Annotated in this window: 16 protein-coding genes; 6 read left to right on the top strand and 10 right to left on the bottom strand. The window is 69.5% G+C overall.

All coding sequences use genetic code 11. The features are described 5' to 3' along the window. The first annotated feature begins 104 nt into the window (after positions 1-104). Both ACN6O8_RS04655 and ACN6O8_RS04650 read left to right on the top strand, forming a co-directional pair. The gene (locus ACN6O8_RS04655; protein ID WP_427989887.1) at positions 105-1,715 is read left to right on the top strand and encodes a collagen-like triple helix repeat-containing protein; all 1,611 of its coding nucleotides are present in this window, start codon (positions 105-107) and stop codon (positions 1,713-1,715) included. 28 nt (positions 1,716-1,743) lie between these two features. Continuing rightward, positions 1,744-2,283 carry a MarR family winged helix-turn-helix transcriptional regulator gene (locus tag ACN6O8_RS04650; protein ID WP_427989886.1) on the top strand — a complete coding sequence of 180 codons (540 nt, stop codon included), beginning with the start codon at positions 1,744-1,746 and terminating at the stop codon, positions 2,281-2,283. 54 nt (positions 2,284-2,337) lie between these two features. Here the strand turns inward: ACN6O8_RS04650 and ACN6O8_RS04645 are convergent, their stop codons facing one another. The 7 genes from ACN6O8_RS04645 to ACN6O8_RS04615 all read right to left on the bottom strand — a co-directional run bounded on the left by ACN6O8_RS04645 (position 2,338) and on the right by ACN6O8_RS04615 (position 12,839). Beyond that, positions 2,338-4,023: an ABC transporter ATP-binding protein gene (locus ACN6O8_RS04645; RefSeq protein ID WP_427989885.1), complete on the bottom strand. Its 1,686-nt coding sequence runs from the start codon at positions 4,021-4,023 to the stop codon at positions 2,338-2,340. Beyond that, positions 4,020-5,528, bottom strand: coding sequence for an ABC transporter permease (locus tag ACN6O8_RS04640; protein WP_427989884.1), 1,509 nt, complete (start codon positions 5,526-5,528; stop codon positions 4,020-4,022). Before ACN6O8_RS04640 ends, ACN6O8_RS04645 begins: the two co-directional genes overlap by 4 nt. 5 nt (positions 5,529-5,533) lie before the next feature. Next, a complete protein-coding gene (locus ACN6O8_RS04635) occupies positions 5,534-6,511 on the bottom strand; it encodes an ABC transporter permease (protein WP_427989883.1) in 978 nt (325 codons plus the stop codon). Continuing rightward, positions 6,508-8,745: an ABC transporter substrate-binding protein gene (locus tag ACN6O8_RS04630; RefSeq protein ID WP_427989882.1), complete on the bottom strand. Its 2,238-nt coding sequence runs from the start codon at positions 8,743-8,745 to the stop codon at positions 6,508-6,510. The genes ACN6O8_RS04635 and ACN6O8_RS04630 overlap by 4 nt, the downstream gene beginning before the upstream one ends. A 139-nt stretch (positions 8,746-8,884) precedes the next feature. Next, entirely contained in the window at positions 8,885-9,547 is a 663-nt protein-coding gene (locus ACN6O8_RS04625) for a thermonuclease family protein (RefSeq protein ID WP_427989881.1), read from the bottom strand. A 101-nt stretch (positions 9,548-9,648) separates the two neighbouring features. Continuing rightward, the gene (locus ACN6O8_RS04620; RefSeq protein ID WP_427989880.1) at positions 9,649-10,656 is read right to left on the bottom strand and encodes a magnesium and cobalt transport protein CorA; all 1,008 of its coding nucleotides are present in this window, start codon (positions 10,654-10,656) and stop codon (positions 9,649-9,651) included. Between the two features lie 92 nt (positions 10,657-10,748). Continuing rightward, positions 10,749-12,839 carry an ATP-dependent helicase gene (locus ACN6O8_RS04615; RefSeq protein WP_427989879.1) on the bottom strand — a complete coding sequence of 697 codons (2,091 nt, stop codon included), beginning with the start codon at positions 12,837-12,839 and terminating at the stop codon, positions 10,749-10,751. A 110-nt stretch (positions 12,840-12,949) separates the two neighbouring features. On the opposite strand from ACN6O8_RS04615, the gene ACN6O8_RS04610 reads away from it, so the two are divergent. Continuing rightward, entirely contained in the window at positions 12,950-13,861 is a 912-nt protein-coding gene (locus ACN6O8_RS04610; RefSeq protein WP_427989878.1) for a DUF72 domain-containing protein, read from the top strand. A gap of 58 nt (positions 13,862-13,919) precedes the next feature. Here the strand turns inward: ACN6O8_RS04610 and ACN6O8_RS04605 are convergent, their stop codons facing one another. Then, positions 13,920-15,449 carry a PLP-dependent aminotransferase family protein gene (locus ACN6O8_RS04605; protein WP_427989877.1) on the bottom strand — a complete coding sequence of 510 codons (1,530 nt, stop codon included), beginning with the start codon at positions 15,447-15,449 and terminating at the stop codon, positions 13,920-13,922. A gap of 95 nt (positions 15,450-15,544) precedes the next feature. On the opposite strand from ACN6O8_RS04605, the gene gabT reads away from it, so the two are divergent. The 3 genes from gabT to ACN6O8_RS04590 all read left to right on the top strand — a co-directional run bounded on the left by gabT (position 15,545) and on the right by ACN6O8_RS04590 (position 19,463). Further along, positions 15,545-16,807 carry a 4-aminobutyrate--2-oxoglutarate transaminase gene (gabT, locus tag ACN6O8_RS04600; protein ID WP_427989876.1) on the top strand — a complete coding sequence of 421 codons (1,263 nt, stop codon included), beginning with the start codon at positions 15,545-15,547 and terminating at the stop codon, positions 16,805-16,807. A gap of 123 nt (positions 16,808-16,930) precedes the next feature. After that, positions 16,931-18,400, top strand: coding sequence for an NAD-dependent succinate-semialdehyde dehydrogenase (locus tag ACN6O8_RS04595; RefSeq protein WP_427989875.1), 1,470 nt, complete (start codon positions 16,931-16,933; stop codon positions 18,398-18,400). Positions 18,401-18,608: 208 nt separating this feature from the next. After that, positions 18,609-19,463, top strand: coding sequence for an inositol monophosphatase family protein (locus ACN6O8_RS04590; protein WP_427989874.1), 855 nt, complete (start codon positions 18,609-18,611; stop codon positions 19,461-19,463). 171 nt (positions 19,464-19,634) lie between these two features. Here ACN6O8_RS04590 and ACN6O8_RS04585 read toward each other — a convergent pair whose 3' ends face one another. After that, entirely contained in the window at positions 19,635-20,462 is an 828-nt protein-coding gene (locus ACN6O8_RS04585; RefSeq protein WP_427989873.1) for an NAD-dependent protein deacetylase, read from the bottom strand. 99 nt (positions 20,463-20,561) lie between these two features. Then, positions 20,562-21,509 carry a serine O-acetyltransferase EpsC gene (epsC, locus tag ACN6O8_RS04580; protein WP_427989872.1) on the bottom strand — a complete coding sequence of 316 codons (948 nt, stop codon included), beginning with the start codon at positions 21,507-21,509 and terminating at the stop codon, positions 20,562-20,564. Positions 21,510-21,597: the final 88 nt, after the last annotated feature.

Below are 21,597 nucleotides of genomic sequence, written 5' to 3'. Positions count from 1 at the left end.
CGGAGGACACTGGACGGCGTTTTGAAAAGTATTGGCACGGTTTATGCATGAAGGGATGTATCGGGCAGTTTCGACGCCTGACATATCCCCCACAGGAGCTCGCCATGAATGCCAAGATTGAAACGCTGCGCGTACAACGTATCCTGACTTCCACTGTTATGGCGGCCGCGCTGATGAGCGCGCTGGCTGCCTGCGGCGGGGGCGGCGGCGGCGGCAAGAGTTCGGCCTCGCTGCCCGGCACGACCATTCCGACCACTCCCGGCGGCTCGGGCAACCCGAACAACCCGAATAACCCGAACAACCCGACCGATCCAGTCACCACCGGGCTGTTGCAGACCACGCTGGGCAATACCGGCGGCGCCGTCGATAACACCCTGCCCCTGAATCTAGACACCACCCTGGGCGGGGTCGGCAAGGCGCTGGATCCGACCGTCAAGCCGGTGGTCGACACGGTGGTCGGCCTGACCCAGCAGGTGGGCGCCACCACCGGCCTGGGCCAGCCGGTCGACGGCACCGTCAAGCAAGTGGGCGGGCTGGTCGAAGACCTGGGCGCCACGGTCAAGGGCACCGGCCTGCCCGGCGGCCTGAGCGGCGGCGTCGGCGGCCTGGTGGAAGGGCTGGGCAAGACGGTGGCCAGCACCGGCGGGCTGTTGCACGCCGATCCCAAGAACCCGCAGCCGCTGACCACGGTGCTGGGCAACGCCACCAACGCGGTGGGCGCCCTGACCGCCGGCCTGTCGGGACAAGGCGGCCTGCTCAATCCCGTGACCCAACTGGTCGGCGGCGTGACCGGCGGCGTTCTGGGCGGACCCTCCACGCCGTTGCTCGAGCCGGCCCTGGGCAACGTCGGCAAGACCGTCGACAACGTGTTGCCGCTGGGCCTGCAGCCGACCCTGGGCGGTATCGGCGCGGCGCTCGACCCGACGGCCAGTCCGCTGGCCGGCACGGTGGTCGGCCTGACGCAGCAGGTGGGCGCCACCACCAAGCTGGGGGCGCCGGTCGGCGGCCTGCTCAACACCCTGGGCGGCACCGTCACCAACCTGGGCACCCAACTGCCCGGCGGCAACGTGGCCGGCCTGAACGGCGTGCTCCAAGGCCTGGGCGGCGCGGTCGGCAGCGCCGGCGGCCTGCTCAATGCCACGCCGGGCAATGCCAACCCGCTCGGCAACACGCTGGCCAATGCCACCGGCGCGGTGGCGTCGCTGACCAGCGGCCTGGGCCTGGGCGGCGCGGTGGGCGGCAACAACGGCGGCCTGCTCAGCCCCATCACGGGCATTCTGGGCGGTGTGACCGGCGGCGCCACGGGCGGCAACGGCGGACTGCTGGCCCCGGTGACCGGCCTGCTCGGCGGGGTCACCGGCAGCGTTGGCGGCGCCACCGGCGGCGCGGCCAACGGCGGCTTGCTGGGCGGCCTGCTGGGCGGCGTGACCGGCGCCACGGCCGGCGGCGCCACGGGCAACAACGGGGGGCTGCTGGGCGGCCTGCTCGGCGGCGTGACGGGCGGCGCCACGGCCAGCGCGGGCGCGAGCGCCGGCTCCGGTGCGGGCGCCAGCGGCGGCAGCGGCGGCAGCGCCGGTTCGGCCAGCAATGGCGGTCTGCTCGGCGGCCTGCTTGGCGGCGTGACGGCCGGCGTCAGCGGCGGCGCCAGCGCCAGCGGCTCGACCAACGGCGGCCTGCTCGGTGGCTTGCTGGGCGGCCTGTCGGCCAAGAAGTAATCAAGCGGATCCGCGAGGGAGCGACGCCATGCTGCAACAAGAATCCATCGTTCACCACGAGCCTGTGACCGTGATGCCTGAATCCCGCCACACCGATCTGCGCCCCGGCGTGCTTGACGATATCGCCCTGATGCTGGGCCGCCAGTTCGCCGTGTACAACGCGGCATGCCAGTCGGCCCTGGCCGAGAAGTTGGGCATGCCCCTGGCGGATCTGAAAGCGCTGGAACTGGTGATGGAGTTCGATGCCCTGCCCACCGGCCAGCTGGCCCAGTTGATGGGCATCAGCTCCGGCGGCGCCACGGCCTTGATCAACCGCCTGGAAGCGGCCGGGTACGTGCAACGCGGCCGCCATCCGCTGGATCGCCGCATGATCGTGATCCGGCCGGTCGAGGAGCAATGCCAGCACCTGGCGCAGGAGCGCCAATGGGTGGCCGAGGCGGTGGTACTGATGGCCCGGCGCTACGATGCCGGCGAACTGGAGGTGGTGCACGCCTTCCTGGCGCAATGCGTGCGCGCGCTGCGGCACGACACCCTGGTCTGGCTCGAAACCCGCAACGCCCACGACTGAGCGTTCACGCGCGGGCCCGCCGCGCCCCGATCCGCGAGGATCGGGGCGCGGTGTTCATTGGGGCGGCCCGAATTGCAGCCGCGGAACCGCCTGGAGCAGGCGCCGCGTCATATCCTGGCGCGGCGCGTGCAACACCGTCCCGGCCTCGCCCAGCTCGACGATGCGGCCGCCATCCATGACCGCGATGCGGTCGGCCAGGTACTCGACCACGCCGAAGTTGTGGGTGATGAACAGGTACGCAATGCCCAGCTCGTCCTGCAGTTCGCGCAGCAAGTCGAGTATCTGCGCCTGCACCGAGACGTCCAGCGCCGAGGTCGGTTCGTCGCAGATCAGCACCTTGGGCTCCACCGCCAGCGCGCGCGCGATGGCGATGCGCTGGCGCTGGCCGCCCGAAAACTCGTGCGGATAGCGCGCCAGCGTATTGGCCGGCAGGCCGACCCGCTCGACCAGCCGCGCGGCGCGCTCGCCGCGTTGCGCCGCGCTCATGCCACGGCGCAACGATTCCAGGCCCTCGTCGAGGATGTCGCCGACCCGCATGCGCGGATCGAGCGAGGCATAGGGATCCTGGAACACGATCTGGATGTCCTGGCGCAGGCGCCGCAAGCGGGCGCGGTCGGCGGTCAGCAGATCCTGCCCTTGCAACATGGCGCGGCCGGCGATATGCGCGCCGTCGATCAGGCGCAGCAAGGCCTTGCCGGTGGTGGTCTTGCCGCAGCCCGACTCGCCCAGCAGCGCCAGGGTCTCGCCCGCGCGCAGCGAGAAGGTCACGCCATCGACCGCCTTGACCCACGACACCACGCGCCGCAGCGGCCCCTTGCGCACCGGGTAATGCACCTTCAGATCCTGCACGTCCAGCACCACGCCGGGTTCGCGCGGCGGCCGATGCGCGCCCTGCCGGTCGCGGCCGGCCTGGCTGAGCGGCACGCCGCGTTTCTCGAACGTCGGAATGGCGTCGAACAGTTGGCGCGCGTACGGATGCTTGGGCGCGCGGAAGAATTCATCGGCGCTGGCGCTTTCGACGATTTCGCCGCCACGCATCAGCGCCACGTGGTGCGCGACGTTGCGCACCACCGCCAGGTCATGCGTGATGAGCAGCACGGCCATGCCGATCTCGCGCTGGATATCGGCCAGCAGCGCCAGCACCTGGGCCTGCACGGTGACATCGAGCGCGGTGGTGGGTTCGTCGGCGATCAGCAGCAAGGGCTCCGCCGCCAGCGCGATGGCGATCATGACGCGCTGCTTCTGGCCGCCGGAGAACTGGAACGGATAGTCGTCGATGCGCCGCTCGGGCTCGGCAATGCCGACCCGCCGCAGCCAGTCGATGGCCCGCGCGCGCGCCGCCGCGCCGCGCAGCGGCGTATGCGCCACCAGCGTCTCGATGATCTGGTCGCCGACCCGCATGACGGGATTGAGGCTGGTGGACGGTTCCTGGAAGATGATGCCGATGCGGCCGCCGCGCACCCCGCGCATGGCGCTCTCGGGCAGGCGGTTGAGATCTTCGCCGTCCAGGTCGATCTGGCCGCCGACGATGCGGCCGGCGTCGGGCAACAGCCGCAGCAGCGCCAGCGCGGTCATGCTCTTGCCGCAGCCGGATTCGCCCACCAGGGCGAACGTCTCGCGCTGCGAAATGGCCAGTTGCAGGCGCTTGACCGCGTGCGTCATGCCGCCGTCGCCGGCGATATCGACATCCAGGCCGCGCACGGCCAGCAAGGGCGTGTCCTGACGGATATCCTGGCTCATGGCGCGTCTCCGGCTTTGGGGGCGCGGGCATCGGCCGCCAGCGCGGCGCCCGGGCGGCGGCCGAACCAGCCCGCGCCGGGCAGGCGGCCCGGCTTGTAGCGCCGGGTGCGCGGATCGAAGGCGTCACGCACCGCGTCGGCGAACAGGTTGGCGGCCAGCACCAGCGCCAGCATGAACAGGAAAGCGGTCATCAGGTTCCACCAGATCATCGGATCGCGCGACATTTCGAGGCGGGCGCCGTCGATCATCGAGCCGAACGAATTCATGCTGGGATCGACGCCGATGCCCAGGTACGACAGCACCGCCTCGTACAGCACCAGCCCGGAGAATTCCAGGACCACGGTGATCAGCACCAGGTGCGCGACGTTGGGCAGCAGGTGGCGCGTCATGATGCGCCAGTGCGACACGCCAAAGGCGCGCGCGGCCTGCACATATTCCAGCTCGCGCAGCTTGAGGGTCTCGGCGCGCAACAGGCGGCACAGCCCGGCCCAGCCGGTGAAGCCCAGGATCATGCACAGCAGGAACAGGCGCAGGTCGGCGCGCGCGGCCGACGTGTCGAACAGATCGGCGTGGTTGTCGATGTAGACCTGCATCATCAGGGCGCAGGCCGCCACCAGCAGCACGCCGGGGATGGAGGTGATGGTGGTGTAGAGGTATTGGATGGCGTCGTCGACACGGCCCTTGAAGTACCCCGCCGCGATGCCGAAGACGATGGCCGGCGGCAGCATCGCCAGCGTGGTCAGGCTGCCGATGACGAGCGCGGTGCGGATGCTCTTGAGCGCCTGCCACAGCACGTCGTTGCCGATGCGGTCGGTGCCCAGGGCGTGATAGCCGCTGGACAGCGCGGCCAGCGCCCCCGCCACCAGGCACAGCAGCGTGAAGGTGATGGCCATGGCGCGCCACGGCACCTGCGCGCGCCCGCCCAGCAGGGCCTCGGCCGCCACCGACGCGCCGCCGCTCCGCGCCAGGCAGGCGAACAGCAGGCCGGCCCCGGCCAGCGCCACGGCCAGGCCGCCCGCCAGGCCCAGGCCCAGGCGGTAGAAAACGTCGCCGCGATGGTCGCGGTCGGGGTCGGCCAGGTGCGCGCCGGCGGCCCGCAGGCGTGGGAAATCGCGCACCGGCTTGTCGTCCACCAACAGGGTTTCCTTGGTGAACTGGCGCACCGCCAGCGGGCTGGAGTAGGTTTTCTCGGGCTGGGTCAGGACGCTGCCGCGCAGCAGGCCGTCCAGCGCCGACTTGACCGCCGGCGCATAGACCGGCGCGGCGTCGGCGGCGGCGCCCGGGGCCGGCGGCAGTTGCGGCCGGTAGTGGATGGAATCGAGCAGGCCGACCAGCGCGAACGCCGCCAGCACCACCGCCGAGCACATCGCCGGGGTATCGCGCGTCACCCGCGTCCAGGTGGCGCGCAGGTTCGGGCTGCGCCGCACCCGCCAGGCATAGGCCAGCACGCCCAGCACCATGAGCCACAGCGCGATGTCGGTCCAGAGGAATACGAACTTGGGCATGGCGGCTACTCGAAACGGACGCGGGGGTCGGCCAGCGTGTAGGAAATATCGGCCAGGATCAGCCCGACAATGTAGAGCGAGGCGCCCAGAAACACCATGGCGCGCACGATGGAGAAGTCCTGCGCGTTGATGGCGTCGATGGTGTAGCTGCCCAGGCCCGGGATGCCGAAGAAGGACTCCGCGATCAGGCTGCCCATGAACAGCAGCGGCAGGGCCGCGACGGTGCTGGTCAGGATCGGCAGCATGGCGTTGCGCAGCACGTGGCGCAGCAGCACTACGCGCTCGGCCAGGCCCTTGGCGCGCGCGGTGCGCACGTAGTCCTTGCCGATCTCCTCCAGGAACAGGGTGCGGTAAAAGCGCGCCTCGGGCCCCAGCCGCGAGACGATCGCCACCAGCACCGGCAGCGCCAGGAACTTGACCATGTCCAGGCCGCCCTCGAAGCCGGAGAACGGCACCAGCCGCAGCAGCTTGGCGAACATCCACTGCCCGGCGATGATGTAGAACAGGCTGGAGATCGACAGCAGGATGACGCACAGCACCACGCCCCAGAAGTCCAGCCGCGTGGCGCGGAAATACACCAGCGTCAACGAGAACACGATGCTGGCGAACAGCCCCAGGAAGAAGGTGGGCACCGCCAGCGCCAGGCTCGGCCCCATGCGGGTCTGGATCTCGCGGCCGATGTCGCGGCCGCCGTCGGAAGCGCCGAAATCCATGGCCAGCAGCGGCACCGAGCGCTGGTAGAACACGGTGTCGGTCAGTTGCGCCGCGCCCTGGGCCTGGGCGTTGTAGAACAGCGGCTTGTCGTAGCCGCGTTCGGCCTTCCATTTCTCGACCGCGTCCTGGCTGACGCGCTGGCCGCCGATGGCCAGGCGCGCCATGTCGTCGGGCGTGTTGACGGCGAAAAACAGGATGAAGGTGAACAGGTTCACGCCGATCAGAATCAGCACGCCGTACAGCAGCCGGCGGATGACGTAGCCGATCATGATTGATGCTCCTTGCGAGACGCCTGGACGAAGGCGGTCTGCCGTTCGCGCCGCTTGAGCGCCACGTAGGACGGCCAGATCGCCAGCGCGATCAGCAGCACCAACAGGCCCAGCGGCCACCAGATGGGGGAATTCCATTCGTCGATCTTGCGTTCGCGCAAGACCGGATCGATTTTCATGTACTGCAACGTGTTGCGCACCATCTGGGTCGGCTTGGCGTTGCCGACCCACTGCTGGTAGGCGCCGCCCGACATCGGGAAATAGCCGAACATCCACGGCGCGTCGCGCTGCACGATGGCCACCATGCGCTGGATCAGCGCCGCTTTCTCGGGGCCGTCGTCCAGGAACTTCATCTGCTCGAACAGCCTGTCGTATTCGGGGCTGTCGTAGTTGGCGGCGTTCTCGCCGCCGCTCTTGGCCTTGGCGTTGGGGCCGTAGAGCAGGAACAGGAAGTTCTCGGCATCGGGATAGTCGGCGTTCCAGCCCCACAGGAAGATCTGCGCGGAGCCGCGCCGCATCTTGTCCTGGAAGCGGTTGTAATCGGTCGAGCGCACGTCCATCTGCACGCCCAGTTTGGCCATTTGCCGCCGCATCCAGTCGAACTGCGGATTGGAACCGCCGCCGGTCATGGAGTCGTAGTACAGCACCAGCGGCGCGCCGGTGACGGCGTTGCGGCCATCGGGGTAGCCGGCCTCGGCCAGCAGCTTGCGCGCGGTCTCGATGGACTTGCGCACCGGCTTGCCGTCGACCAGGTCGTAGACCACCGGGTTCACGCCCTCGGGCGGTTCGCGGTAGCCCAGCACGCCGGGCGGCACCGGGCCGTAGGCCACCGAGGCCTGGCTGTTCTCGAACACCGCCACGTACTCTTCCCAGTCGAAGGCGATGCTGATGGCCTGGCGCAGCTTGCGGTTCTTTTCGGCCTGTTCGGGCGTATCGCCCTGGCCCACCACCGGGTCGAGCCAGTTAAAGCCCATGTACCAGTTGGCGGTCTCGACCGTGGTGGGCAGGCGGATGCCGTGCTCGGCGTATTTGCGCGCCTTGTCCTGGCTGTCACCAGCGGCCACCAGCATGGCCACGCCGTACTCGCCGCGCTCGATCTGCGGCACGTCGTAGTAGCCCTGCATGAACTTGCCGGTCAGCGGAATGGCTTCCTTCTCGACGCTGAACACGGCGCGGTCGATGAAGGGCGTGGGCTTGCCGCAATCGGCCAGCAGACCGGCCGCGCGGTCGCCCGGCTCGCCTTCGCAGGGATAGGGCTCGCCATGGAAATTGGGATTGCGCGCCAGCACGTGGCGGCGGTTCGGCAGCGACTCGGCCAGCATGTAGGGGCCGGTGCCGACCGGCCAGGTGTTCAGCGACAGGTCGTGCTCGGCCATGCCGGGCTGGTTGTAGAAGCGGTCGGCCTCCCAGGGCACGGGGGCCGTGAAGGTCATGGCCAGCCAGTACTTGAACTGCGGATACTTGCCCTTGACGCGGATGCGCAGCGTGTGCGGATCGAGCGCCTGCACCCCGGTGAAGCCATCCGCTTCGCGCAGGTCCAGCCATGCGGCGCCGGCGCCGCCCGGCAGGTCGCGGCGCAGCGCCTGGTCGCGCTGGCGCAGGCGGTCGCCATATTCCTTCAGGCCGCTCACATACTCGGCCATCAGCGAGTAGATCGGCGACACCACGCGCGGGCTGGCCAGGCGGCGAAAGGCGTAGACGTAGTCGTCGGCGGTGAGTTCGCGGGTGCCGGTGCGCGGGAAGTCGGGGATGGCGTATTTGCCGGCCAGGTCCGCGGGCGCGAGCGGGAAGTAGTCGTAGCTGCCGTCGGCCTGGCGGGCGAAGGCCGGATGCGGGGCGAAACGCATGCCGGGCTTGAGCTTGATGTCGTAGACGCTTTCGGCGATCTGCTCGCCCGGCGCGTCGGCCGGCAGCACCTTGCCCTGCGCGTCCAGGTAGACCGGCGGGTCGATCGAGGCCGCCGCGCGCGGGATCAGCTCGTAGGGCCGCTTCAGGTAGTGATAGCCGTAGAGCGTCTCATAGATGTTGTAGGTATAAGGGGTTTCATCGCCGGAATAGGAACTGGCCGGGTCCAGGTACTTGGGCGAACGCTTGACGAAGGCGGAATACAGGGTGTTCTGGCCTTCGGCGCCAGCCGGATAGGGGCTGTTGATCGGGCTGCCGTCCCGGGAGCAGCCCGCCAACGCCAGCAACAGCATCATGGCCGCCGCCCAGAGCCGCATCGAAGCACGCATGGAAACCTTTCCTTCTATACAGTGCGACAGAGAATAGCAAAGGTGTATCCGCCCCAGTACCCTGGCATCCCCCTAGGGAACCGACGGGCGCCCCGCGGCGCGCACAGCAGGACGGATTTCCCCCGCCAGCGCGCGGCGATCAGCCGCACTGGCGCTGGCGCCAGCAGTCGTAGCGCCACTTCCAGGGCTGCATGGGGTTGCGGCCGGCCCACAGGCCGCGCCCGGCGGCCTTGGCCTGGCGTTGCAGGTCGGGCATGGCCTTGTCGTTCAGGTACTCGCCCTGGCGCGCGGTGTAGGCCCAGGCATAGCCGGCCTCGACCTGCAGGCGGTTGGCCGAGCGGCCGTCTTCCAGGATCAGCGCGCAGACGTCGCGGCCGTACTGGTCTTGCAGGTAGCACTGGGCGGTCAGGGTCTTGCCGGCCACCAGCCCGGCCAGATGCTGGCGCGCGGCCTCGGCGTAGGGCTGGCCGGGCTGGTCGGCGCCATGGCCCTCTTCGGGCGCGTCGATGCTGTCCATGCGGATGCGGCGCTGGCCGTCGGCCGCCCGCAGCGTCACGGTGTCGCCGTCGGCGACGTTGACGATCATGCCGCTCAAGGTATAGCGGCCGGCCGGCACGCCGCCGGCCGGGGCCGCGCCGGCCCTGCCGGGCGCGGCGGAGGCCACGGGCCGGTCGGCCGGACGCTCGTCGCCCTGGCGGGACGGTTGCAGCCAGTTGACGATGGCGCCCGCCGCCGCCAGGATCAGGGCGACCACGAGGGCGGTCAGCTTGCTGCCGCCGCCAAGAGGAGATTTGCCGCGCACGGGCCGGGCTCCGGAATCAGAAACGCAGGCAGTTTGCCACAGCCCGGCCGGCCCCGCGCGCGCGGGGTGCCAACCTCGTCACCCTGGCGGCGGGCGCCGCGCTACAGCCAGCCCGACCTGCGGAAACGCCAATACAGGAACGAACAGACCGAGACGATCACTCCCAGCGTGACCGGATAGCCGAAGGGCGACTCCAGCTCGGGCATGAACTTGAAGTTCATGCCGTAGATGCCGGCGATGGCCGTGGGCACCGCCAGGATGGCGGCCCAGGACGCCAGCTTGCGGGTGGTGTCGTTCTGCGCCGCCTGGCCGATCATCAGGCTGGCTTCGAAGGCGAAGGCCAGCGACTCGCGCAGCGCATTGAACAGTTCGTCGACCCGCAGCACGCGGTCGGCCACCTCGCCGAAATACGGCCGGGCGTGTTCGTCCACCGCCGACATCTCGACCCGCGCCAGGCGGCGGCAGATCTCGGCCAGCGGCGACACCACGGTGTGGATGCGCAGCAGGTCGCGGCGCTGGCGGTACAGCCTGCGGATGTCGGCATCCTTGGCGCCGCGGATCAGCAGCTTCTGCTCGGCGCCCTCGACCACCGACTCGATCTTGCCGGCCGCCGCCACGTAGCGGTCGACCAGCCAGTCCAGCAATTCGGAGGCGACGTAGTCGCTGCCGCGCTTGAGCAGATCGGGCGCGGCTTCCAGCCTTTCCCGCAAGGGACTGTGGCCGGCGGTGGCGCCGCGCCGCACGGTGACCAGGAAGCCCTCGCCAATCAGGAACTGGGTTTCGCCGAAGATGGGACGCTCGGCCTCGACCTCGACCGTGATGGCGACGATCAGCACCATGTTGCCGTAGTCGATGATCTTGGGGCGCCGGTGCGCCTCCAGCATCTCTTCCTGGTTCTTGTCGCAGGCGCCGAGCTGGTTCACCACATCGGCCAGCCGTTCGGGGCTGGGGTTGCGCAGCCCGATCCAGAGCATGCTGTGGCCCGGATCGATGTGCTTGCCGACCTCCTCGATGGGCACCTCGTGGTCGCGCCGGCCGTGCACGTAGGCTATGGATGCCACGACCTCGCCCTTGTGCGGATCGGTGGCGGCATTCTCTTCTGTAGACATGGACATCCTTTGGCGATGCGAGCCCTGCGCGGACAACGTATGGGTATCGGCCGATGATAGCCCAGCGCCACCGGGCGCGGCGGCCCGCGCCCCTACGCGAACAGGTTGCGCACGCGCTTGGCCACGTCCACGCTGGGCGCCTGCGGCGCCTTGGCCTCGCGCGCCGGCAGGTCGGGCGGCTTGGGCAGGTGGTCGAACAGCGGCAGCATGGCGTTGGTGATGTAGCGGGTGCGCGAGCCGTAGACGTGGCGGTCGCCCATGCCGGTCTGCTGGTGCACGTAGAAGCGCTGCGGCACGATCAGTTGCAGGCGTTCCTTGGCGCGCGTCATCGCCACGTACAGCAGGCGCCGCTCTTCCTCGATTTCCTCGGCGCTGCCGGTGCTCATGTCGGACGGGATACAGCCGTCGACCACATTCAGCACGTACACCGCCTTCCATTCCTGGCCCTTGGCCGAGTGGATGGTGGACAGGATCATGTAGTCCTCGTCGCGCGACGGCGCGCCGGATTCGTCGCTGGTGGCGTCGGGCGGGTCCAGCGTCAACTCGGTCAGGAAGCGCTCGCGCGACGGATAGCCGGCGGCGATGCGCGCCAACTGGTCCAGGTCGGTCTTGCGCACCCGCGCATCGTCGTACAGCCGTTCGAGCTGGCCGGCGTACCAGCGCAGCGCCAGGTCGACGTCGGCGGGCCAGCGCAGGTTTGGGTCGGCCAGCGCGGCGTAGGTATCGGCGAACGCGCCCCACTCCGCCTGCGCCGCCGCCCCCGGCTTGAACTCGCGCAGCGCGCGCAGCGGCTCGGCCGATTGCGCCATGGCGTCCATCAGCTTGCCGGCGGTGGCCGGGCCGATGCCGGGCAGCAGTTGCGCCACGCGGAAACCCGCCATGCGCCCGCGCGGGTTCTCGGCCCAGCGCAGCAGCGACAGCAGGTCCTTGACGTGCGCGGCTTCCAGGAAGCGCAGGCCGCCGAACTTGACGAAGGGAATGTTGCGGCGGGTCAGCTCAAGTTCGAGCGCGGCGCTGTGGCTGGAGGTGCGGAACAGCGCCGCCTGCGACTTGAGCGTGGCGCCGCCCTCGCGTTGCGCCAGCACCTGGTCGGCCACCCAGCGGGCCTGGCCGGCCTCGTCGCTGACGGTGACCAGCTCGGGCAATTGCGACGAGGGCCGGTCGCTCCAGAGATCCTTGGCATAGCGCTCGGCCGCCAGGCCGATGACAGCGTTGGAGGCGTTCAGGATGGGCTGAGTCGAGCGGTAGTTGCGGTCCAGCGTGATGACGCGCGCCGGCCGCGGGAACTGGGCCGGGAAGTCAAGGATGTTGCGCACCGTGGCGGCGCGGAACGAATAGATCGACTGGGCGTCGTCGCCCACCACGGTCAGGCCGCGGCCGTCGGGCTTCATGGCCAGCAGGATGGCGGCCTGCAGGCGGTTGGTGTCCTGGTATTCATCCACCAGCACGTGATCGAAGCGCGCGCCGACGTCGGCGGCGATGGCCGCGTCGCCCATCATCTCGGCCCAGTACAGCAGCAGGTCGTCGTAGTCCAGCACCTGCTGGTCCTGCTTGGCGGCGACGTAGGCGCGGAACAGGTTCTTGAGCTCGTCCTCCCATTGCGCGCACCACGGGAAGGTGGCGTGCAGCACGTCGGCCACCGGTGCCTGGCTGTTGACCACGCGCGAATAGATCGCCAGACAGGTGCCCTTGAGCGGAAAACGCGACTTGGTGGCGGACAGGCCGAGTTCGTGCCGCACCATGCCCATCAGGTCCTCGGCGTCGCCGCGGTCATGGATGGTGAAGGCTTCGGACAGGCCGATGCGCTGGGCGCAGTCGCGCAGCAGGCGCGCGCCGATGGCGTGGAAGGTGCCGGCCCAGGGCAGCGACGGCGCCTGCTGGGTGCCGCGCAGGTTCATGACCCGCTGCAGCACGCTGCCGACGCGGCGCTCCATTTCCTGGGCGGCGCGGCGCGAGAAGGTCAAAAGCAGCATGCGCTGCGGATCGGCGCCGTTCAGGATCAGGTGGGCGACGCGATGCGCCAGGGTGTTGGTCTTGCCCGAGCCGGCGCCGGCGATCACCAGCAGCGGGCCGTCGTCGCCCGCGCCGCCGACGCCGAACTCGGCGGCCTCGCGCTGAGCGGGATTCAGGTCGGCCAGGGGATCGGGACGGCTGGACGGGTTGGCGGGGTTCTGGTCGGACATGGGGCGCGGGATGGACGGCGGCGGGCGCGCTCGGCGCGGCCCGATACCTGGGTATATATCCAGGTATCATAACCGCATCGCCTCCCGCTCCCGATACGCCCGTTTTCCCCATGCGCCTGCTTGCCGGCACCGCCTCCTGGACCGACCCTACGCTGCTGGCGTGCGGCCGCTTCTACCCGCGCCAGGCGCACGACGCCCAGTCCCGGCTGCGCTTCTACGCCAGCCGCTTCGGGCTGGCCGAGGTCGATTCCAGCTACTACGCGCTGCCGACGCCCGAAAACGCCTACCTGTGGGCGCAGCGCACGCCCGACGATTTCGTCTTCAACATCAAGGCCTACCGCCTCTTCACCGGCCACCAGACGCCGCTGGCGTCGCTGCCCGCCGACATCCGCCGCGAACTGGCCGACTGGCCCGAGCCGGTCATCTATCACCACGCCATGCCGGACGATCTGCGCGATGAGCTCTGGCGTCGCTACACGCTGGCGCTGGAACCGCTGCGCATGGCCGGCAAGCTGGGCGCGGTGCACTTTCAGTACCCGCCCTGGATACGGCGCGACGCGCGCGGCCACGCCCTGGTGGCCGAATGCGCGCGGCGCCTGCCGGAACACCTGCTGTCGGTCGAATTCCGCCACCACGGCTGGTTCGACTCGTCCGAGGCCACGGCCGCCACGCTGGCGTTCGAGCGCGAGCTGGGCCTGGTGCATACCGTGGTGGACGCGCCGCAGGGGTTCGAAAACAGCGTACCGGCGGTATGGGCATGCACCCACCCCGACCTGACGCTGCTGCGCCTGCACGGCCGCAACGCCGCCACCTGGAACGCCAACGGCGCCGCCTCGTCGGGGCGTTTCCAGTACGAGTATTCGGAAGCCGAGCTGGCCGAACTGGCGCGCCGCTTCCAGGAACTGGCGCGACAGAGCGCGCAGGCGCACGCGGTGTTCAACACCAACTTCGAGGACCAGGGCATGCGCAATGCCGCGGCCTTCGCGGCCGCGCTGGGCGGCGGACATGAACGCCTGATCTGAGCCCACTGACAGGCGCGGCCCCGCGCGAATCGCGACGCGCCGGCCGCCAAGGCCGGTGTCAGGCCGGCTGCGCCACCAGCGCCGGGGCGGCGGGCGTCATCCGCGCCACTTCGGCCAGGCTTTCCAGCAGCACCTCGAACTTGCGCGCGATGTCATGCTCGGGCACGCAGGCATAGCCCAGCAGCAGCCCCGGCCGGCGGCCTTCGGCGCCAACGTAGTAGCGCGACAGCGCGCGCGTCAGCACGCCCTTGCGGCGCGCCACTTCCACCACCCGCAGGTCGTCCATGTGGGACGGCAGTGTCAGCACCAGATGCAGGCCCGCCAGGCTGGCGTCGCGGTGCAGCCAGTCGGGCCCCAGGCGCCGCTCGATCAGGTTGACCAGCATGGCGCGGCGGCGCGCGTACAACATGCGCATGCGGCGGATGTGGGCGGCATAGTGGCCCTCGGCGATGAAAGTGGCCAGCGCCGCGTGCGTCATCAGGTGACCTTCGCGGTAGAGCTCGGCGTGGGCCGCCTGGAACGCCGCGGTCAGCGGCTTGGGCAGCACCAGGTAGCCGACCCGCAGGCCCGGATACAGCGTCTTGCTGAAGGTGCCCATGTAGATCACGGGCGCGTCCGGCTCCAGCCCCAGCAGCGAGGCGATCGGCCGGCCCGAGAAGCGGAATTCGCTGTCGTAGTCGTCTTCGATGATCCAACTGCCATGCTGGCGCGCCACCGCCAGCAGTTGCCGGCGCCGCGCCAGCGACATCACGGGCCCCAGCGGATACTGGTGCGACGGCGTCACGAAGATGAAGCGCGGCGGCGCCATGCCAGGAACCGCGCCCGCGTCCGGCAGGCGCATGCCTTCCTCGTCCACCGGCAGGTGCACGGTATGCAGGCCGTTCGCTTGCAGCACGGTGCGCGCGCCCCAGTAGCCCGGATCCTCGACCCAGGCGGTCTCGCCCGCCTCGCCCAGGATGCGGGTGGCCAGGTCGATGGCCTGGTGCGAGCCTTCGGTGATGAGGATCTGGTCCGGATCGCAGTCGATCGAGCGCGTCAGCGCCAGGTGCTGCGCCAGCGCCTCGCGCAGCGCCGGCAGGCCGCCGCCGTAGGCGTAGGTCAGCAGATCGGGGCTGGGGTTGCGCCACAGCGCGGAAAAGATGCGGCCGAACTTCTTGTGCGGAAACTCGGTCAGGTCGGGCACGCCCGGCATGAATGCCCCCCACTGGTAGGGCGAGGCCGACACGCCATCGACGATGGCGGCGCCGCGCGCCGACAGTGCCGGACGCGGCTGCGCCACCGGGGCGCGGCGCGACTGGCGGCCGCTGGCCAGATAGGAGTCGGGCTGCGAGGCGTTGACGAAGGTGCCGTTGCCCTGCAGGCTGCGGGTGTAGCCTTCGGCCAGCAACTGGCCATAGACGTGCACCACGGTATTGCGGGCGATACCGAGTTCGGCGGCCAGGTCGCGCGAGGCCGGCAGCCGCGAGTCGGCGGCGATGGAGCCATCCAGGATGGCCTCGCGGATGCCGTGGTACAGGCGCTTGTTCATCGGCCCGCCGGCGGCATCGGCCAGGCGCAGTTGCAGCAAGTCTCCGACGATTGACCGCAATTGGTTCTACCTGATTTATAAAAGTGGTTCCCACCAATGGGGCCATAGTAGCATTAAAGTAAGGCTTTACCGCCCACTTGCCATCCGAGGCTGAGATGAAGAATCAGGACCTGAATACCCGCCGTTCCCTGGCCACGCCGCGAGGCGTTGGCGTGATGTGTGATTTTTACGCCGTGCGCGCCGAGAACGCCACGCTGTGGGATGCCGAAGGCAAGGAGTACATCGACTTCGCGGGCGGCATCGCGGTGCTGAACACCGGCCACCTGCATCCCAGGATCAAGGCCGCCGTCAGCGCCCAGCTCGACCACTTCACCCACACCGCCTACCAGATCGTGCCGTACGAAGGCTATGTCTCGCTGGCCGAGCGCATCAACCGCCTGGCCCCGATCGACGGTCTGAAGAAGTCGGCCTTCTTCACCACCGGCGTCGAGGCCGTCGAAAACGCCATCAAGATCGCGCGTTCGGCCACCGGCCGCTCGGGCGTCATCGCCTTCTCGGGCTCGTTCCACGGCCGCACCATGCTGGGCATGGCGCTGACCGGCAAGGTCGCCCCCTACAAGCTGTCGTTCGGCCCGATGCCGGGCGACATCTACCACGTGCCGTTCCCCAATGGCACCCAGTCCATCACCGTGGCCGACTCGCTCAAGGCGCTGGATCTGCTGTTCAAGGTCGACATCGATCCCAAGCGCGTCGCCGCGATCATCATCGAACCGGTGCAGGGCGAAGGCGGCTTCAACATCACCCCGCCCGAACTGATGGTGGCGCTGCGCAAGGTCTGCGACGAGCACGGCATCCTGCTGATCGCCGACGAAGTGCAGACCGGCTTCGGCCGCACCGGCAAGCTGTTCGCCATGGAACACCACTCGGTGCAGGCCGACCTGATCACCATGGCCAAGAGCCTGGGCGGCGGCTTCCCGATCTCGGGCGTGGTCGGCCGCGCCGACGTCATGGACGGCCCGGCCGCCGGCGGCCTGGGCGGCACCTACGCCGGCAACCCGCTGGCGGTGGCCGCGGCCCACGCCGTGCTGGACGTGATCGCCGAGGAAAAACTGTGCGAGCGCGCCACGCAACTGGGCGACAAGCTGCGCGCCCACCTGGAGGGCCTGCGCGCCAAGGTGCCGGGCATCGCCGACGTGCGCGGCCTGGGTTCGATGGTGGCGCTGGAACTGAACGACGCCAACGGCAAGCCCGATGCCGAGGCGGTCAAGAAGGTGCAGGCCCGCGCCATCGCCAAAGGCCTGATCTTGCTAAGCTGCGGCGTGTACGGCAACGTGCTGCGCTTCCTGTACCCCTTGACCATTCCCGACGCGCAGTTCGACCGCGCGCTGGACATCCTGGCCGAGTCGCTGGCCGCTTAAGCGCCAATCCGATCATCCGGTTTTCCGGCCGTCGGGCACGGCGATTGCGGGCGTAGCGGATTTCCGCTGCGCCCGCGTCAGTTCCGCCCCGGCGGCCGCGTTCCTATAGAGGAGACTATTGCAATGACGTCATTGACCCATCCCCTGTCGCGTCCCGAACTGCTGCGCGACGCCTGCTACATCGACGGCAAGTGGGTGGCGGCCGGCAACGGCCCGTCCATCCCCGTGGACAATCCCTCCACCGGCAAGACCATCGTGTCGGTGCCCAAGCTGGGCCGCAAGGAAACCGAGCAGGCCATCGCCAGCGCCGCGGCCGCCCTGCCCGCCTGGAGCGCCAAGACCGGCAAGGAACGCGCCGCGATCCTGCTGAAGTGGGCCCAGCTGATGATGCAGAACCAGCAGGATCTGGCCGCCATCATGACCTCGGAACAGGGCAAGCCCGTGACCGAGGCCGCCGGCGAAATCGCCTACGCCGCTTCGTTCCTGGAATGGTTCGCCGAGGAAGCCAAGCGCATCGACGGCGACGTGCTGCAAAGCCCCAAGGCCGGCCAGCGCCTGCTGGCGCTCAAGCAGCCGATCGGCGTCACCGCCGCCATCACGCCGTGGAACTTCCCGGCCGCCATGATCACCCGCAAGGTCGGCCCGGCCCTGGCCGCCGGCTGCACCATGGTGGTCAAGCCGGCCCAGCAGACGCCGCTGACCGCGCTGGCGCTGGCGGTGCTGGCCGAGGAAGCCGGCGTGCCGGCCGGCGTGTTCCACGTCATCACCGGCAGCTCGCGCGAGATCGGCGCGGCGCTGTGCGAAAGCGACGTGGTGCGCAAGCTGAGCTTCACCGGTTCGACCGAAGTCGGCCGCACGCTGATGGAGCAGTGCGCCCCCACCATCAAGAAGCTGTCGCTGGAGCTGGGCGGCAACGCGCCCTTCATCGTGTTCGACGACGCCGACCTGGACCGCGCGGTCGACGGCATCCTGGCCTCGAAGTACCGCAACGCCGGCCAGACCTGCGTCTGCGCCAACCGCATCTACGTGCAGGCCGGCGTGTACGAGGAAGTCGCCAAGCGCCTGGTGGCCAAGGTCAACGCCATGAAGGTCGGCGACGGCTTCGAGGACGGCGTCACCCAGGGTCCGCTGATCGACCGCAACGCCATCGAGAAGGTGCAGGAACACATCGCCGACGCCACCGCGCACGGCGCCAAGGTCATCGCCGGCGGCAAGCCGCATGCGCTGGGCGGCACGTTCTTCGAGCCGACCGTGGTGCGCGACGTGACCCAGTCGATGCGCTTCGCGACCGAAGAGACCTTCGGCCCGGTGGCCCCGCTGTTCCGCTTCGAATCGGAAGAGGAAGTCATCGGCATGGCCAACGACACCATCTTCGGCCTGGCCGCCTACTTCTTCACCCGCGACTACGCCCGCATCTGGCGCGTGTCCGAGGCGCTGGAATACGGCATCGTCGGCATCAACACCGGCCTGATCTCCAACGAAGTCGGCCCGTTCGGCGGCGTCAAGCAGTCCGGCCTGGGCCGCGAAGGCTCGAAGTACGGCATCGAGGAATACCTCGAAATCAAGTACCTCTGCGTCGACCTGGGCGCCTGAGCGCGTCCGCCCTCCCCCCGGGCGCCCGCCCCGGGGGAGAGGAATGGGGCCAACGGGGCGTCGGCCCCGTTTATCCCCAGCAATTGTGGACAACCTCGCCGATAACCCCTGCACAGGTGGAAAATCCGCTTTTATTTCAGGCGGTTATAAATCGCGCTCAAATACCGCCCAGGCGTGATAGATTTGCGCGTTCCCTGGACGAGCGACCATGAGCAGAACATTTTCCCGAGAGGACACCCGCAAGCTGGCCGGCATTCTGGCCGAAGCCGCGCAGGCGGAGGTCATGCCGCGCTTTCGCAACCTGCCCGAGGGCAGCGTGCGCGACAAGAGCTCGCCGCGCGACCTGGTCACCGACGCCGACGAGGCCGCCGAGCGCCTGATCGCCGCGCGCCTGGCGCGGCTGCACCCGGGCGCGGTGCTGATCGGCGAGGAAGCCTCGACCCGCAACCCGGCCCTGCTGAACATGCTGGTGGACGCCGAGCTGGCGTTCCTGATCGACCCCATCGACGGCACCCGCAATTACGTCGCCGGCCTGCCGCTGTTCGGCATGATGATCGCGGCCTGCCATCGCGGCGACGTGATAGCCGGCGTGATCTACGACCCGGTCAACCGCGACAGCGCGCTGGCGGTGCGCGGCGAAGGCGCCTGGATGGAATACGAGAACGGCAAGCAGGCGCCGCTGGCCGTGGCCAGCCCGGCGCCGCCCGAGGACATGGACGGGCTGATCGCCACCGGCGCCCTGCCCGAGCCGCTGCGCACCACCGTCAACGCCAACCTGTCGCGCCTGGGCAGCACCGCCAGCCTGCGCTGCGCCGCCCACGAATACCGCATGCTGGCGGCCGGCCACAGCCACGTGGCCCTGTACAACCAGTTGACCGCCTGGGATCATGCCGCCGGCTGGCTGTTGCACCGCGAGGCCGGCGGCTACGCGGCGCGCTTTGACGGCTCGCCCTACAAGCCCACCCACCGCAGCGGCGGCCTGCTGTACGCGCCCGACGCCGGCAGTTGGCACGCGGCGCGCAAGGCCCTGCTAGGCGACGCGGTGGCCGACGCCGAGACTTGACAGGTCGCGGCCGACTCCCGGCGAGATGCCGAAAAATCGGGGTAATCCCTAGGAATTATCCACAGTATCTGTGGACAACCCTATGGAAAGGTCTGTTACGGCGCAAAAAAATCCTTACAGGGCGGGCACTTGGTTAAACCGGTCAAAAACCGGCCGCTATCCGTCCCACTTTCAGGCCGCCGTCAACGCCGCCAGCGCCACCGCGCTAGGCAGGGCGAGCTTCAGCGTCAGCAGGTTGTCGGCGCGGGTGCGGCCCAGGTTGATGGCGGCGATCGGCATGCCGTTGCGCGCGGCGGCCGTGACGAAGCGATAGCCCGAATAGACCATCAATGACGAGCCCACCACCAGCACCGCGTCGGCGGCCAGCAGGCCGGCATTGGCGCGCTCGACCCGCTCGCGCGGCACGGTTTCGCCGAAGAACACCACGTCGGGCTTGACGATGCCGCCGCAGACCGGACAGGGCGGCACCTGGAACGCCGCGAAGTCCACACCTTCCAGGTCGGCGTCGCCGTCGGGCGCGTCCTCGGCCTCGAACGCGATCCAGCCGGGGTTGTGCTGGCGCAGCGTGTCCTGCCAGGCCTCGCGGCCGCCGCGCCAATCGCAGTTCATGCAGCGCACCTGGTCGAGCCGGCCATGCAGGTCGACCACGTCATGGCTGCCGGCGGCCTCGTGCAGGCCGTCAACGTTCTGCGTCACCAGGATCGACAGCCGCCCCTGCCGCTGCAATTGCGCCAGCGCGCGGTGCGACGCGTTGGGCTGAACCTGGCCGAAACGGCGCCAGCCGACCAGGCTGCGAGCCCAGTAGCGGGCGCGCGCGTACTCGCCGCCCATGAAGGTCTGCAGCGTCATGGGCGGCGAGCGCTTCCATTCGCCGTCGGTATCGCGGTAGTCGGGAATGCCGGAATCGGTGCTGACGCCCGCCCCGGTCAGCACGAACAGCCGCGGGTGGCGGTCGACGAAGCCGCGCAGCGCGGCCAGATCAGAAAGATGTGTGTCCATCCAGCAGGCTCCCGTATCGAAACGCGGGCGTCCCGGCCGCCCGGGCCGGACGCGGGCGGCAGCGTGGCCGCCCGGTCGTCAGGCGCAATGCGGGCGGCGTCAGCCGCCCAGGCCGCAATCCGGCATGTCGCTGACCAGGCTGGCCTGGGTGACGTTGCTGCCCGGCGGCACGCTGCGCGTGAGCCAGACGTTGCCGCCGATGGTCGAGCCCTTGCCGATGGTGACGCGCCCCAGGATGGTGGCGCCCGCGTAGATGACCACATCATCTTCGATCAGCGGATGGCGCGCCAGGCCTTTCTTGAGCTCGCCGTTCTCGCCCGGCGGGAAGCGCTTGGCGCCCAGCGTCACCATCTGGTAGAGCCGCACGCGGTCGCCGATGATGGCGGTTTCGCCGATCACCACGCCGGTGCCGTGGTCGATGAAGAAGCTGCGGCCGATGGTGGCGCCCGGGTGGATGTCGATGCCGGTATCGGCATGCGCGATCTCGGCCACGATGCGGGCCAGCATCGGCACGCCCAGGCGGTACAGCACGTTGGCCAGGCGGTGGTGAATCATGGCGGCCACGCCGGGGTAGCACAGCAGCACTTCGTCGACGCTGTGCGCGGCCGGGTCGCCCTGATAGGCGGCGGTCACGTCCAGGTCGAGGGCGGCGCGCACGCGCGGCAGTTCGGCGCCGAACCGGCGCACGATTTCGATGGCGCGCTGCCGCGAATCGGCCAATTGCGCCGGATCGTCGCGGCCGACGTATTGCAGTTCCAGGTTGACCTGGTGCAGCAAGGCGTCCAGCGCCGCGCCGATGGTGTGGCCGACGTAGAAGTCCTCGACTTCCTCGCGCAGGTCGATCGGCCCCAGGCGCATCGGGAACAAGGCGCCACTGAGATCCTTGATGATCTGGCGCAGGGCTTCCTGCGACGGAAACTCGCGCAGGCCGGCGTCTTCGCGCAGGCGGCCGCGCGGACCGCGCCAGGCCACGCGCGCCTGGCGCAGACCCGAGACGATGCTGTCCAGGTTCCAGTGGGCGGTGGGAAGGTAGGCCGGACCGCTCATCGGGGCAGCCCCAGGCGGGTGCCGGCCGGGCCGGCGATCGGGTGAGAATCGAGCATGACAGTGCCTCGTTGACGGTGCATCGCGCGAG

This window comes from Achromobacter sp. (assembly GCF_050285565.1).
Classification (GTDB): Bacteria; Pseudomonadota; Gammaproteobacteria; order Burkholderiales; family Burkholderiaceae_B; genus Achromobacter.
The sequence above is the reverse complement of the archived record's forward strand: the minus strand, read 5'-3'. Positions and strand labels throughout refer to the sequence as shown.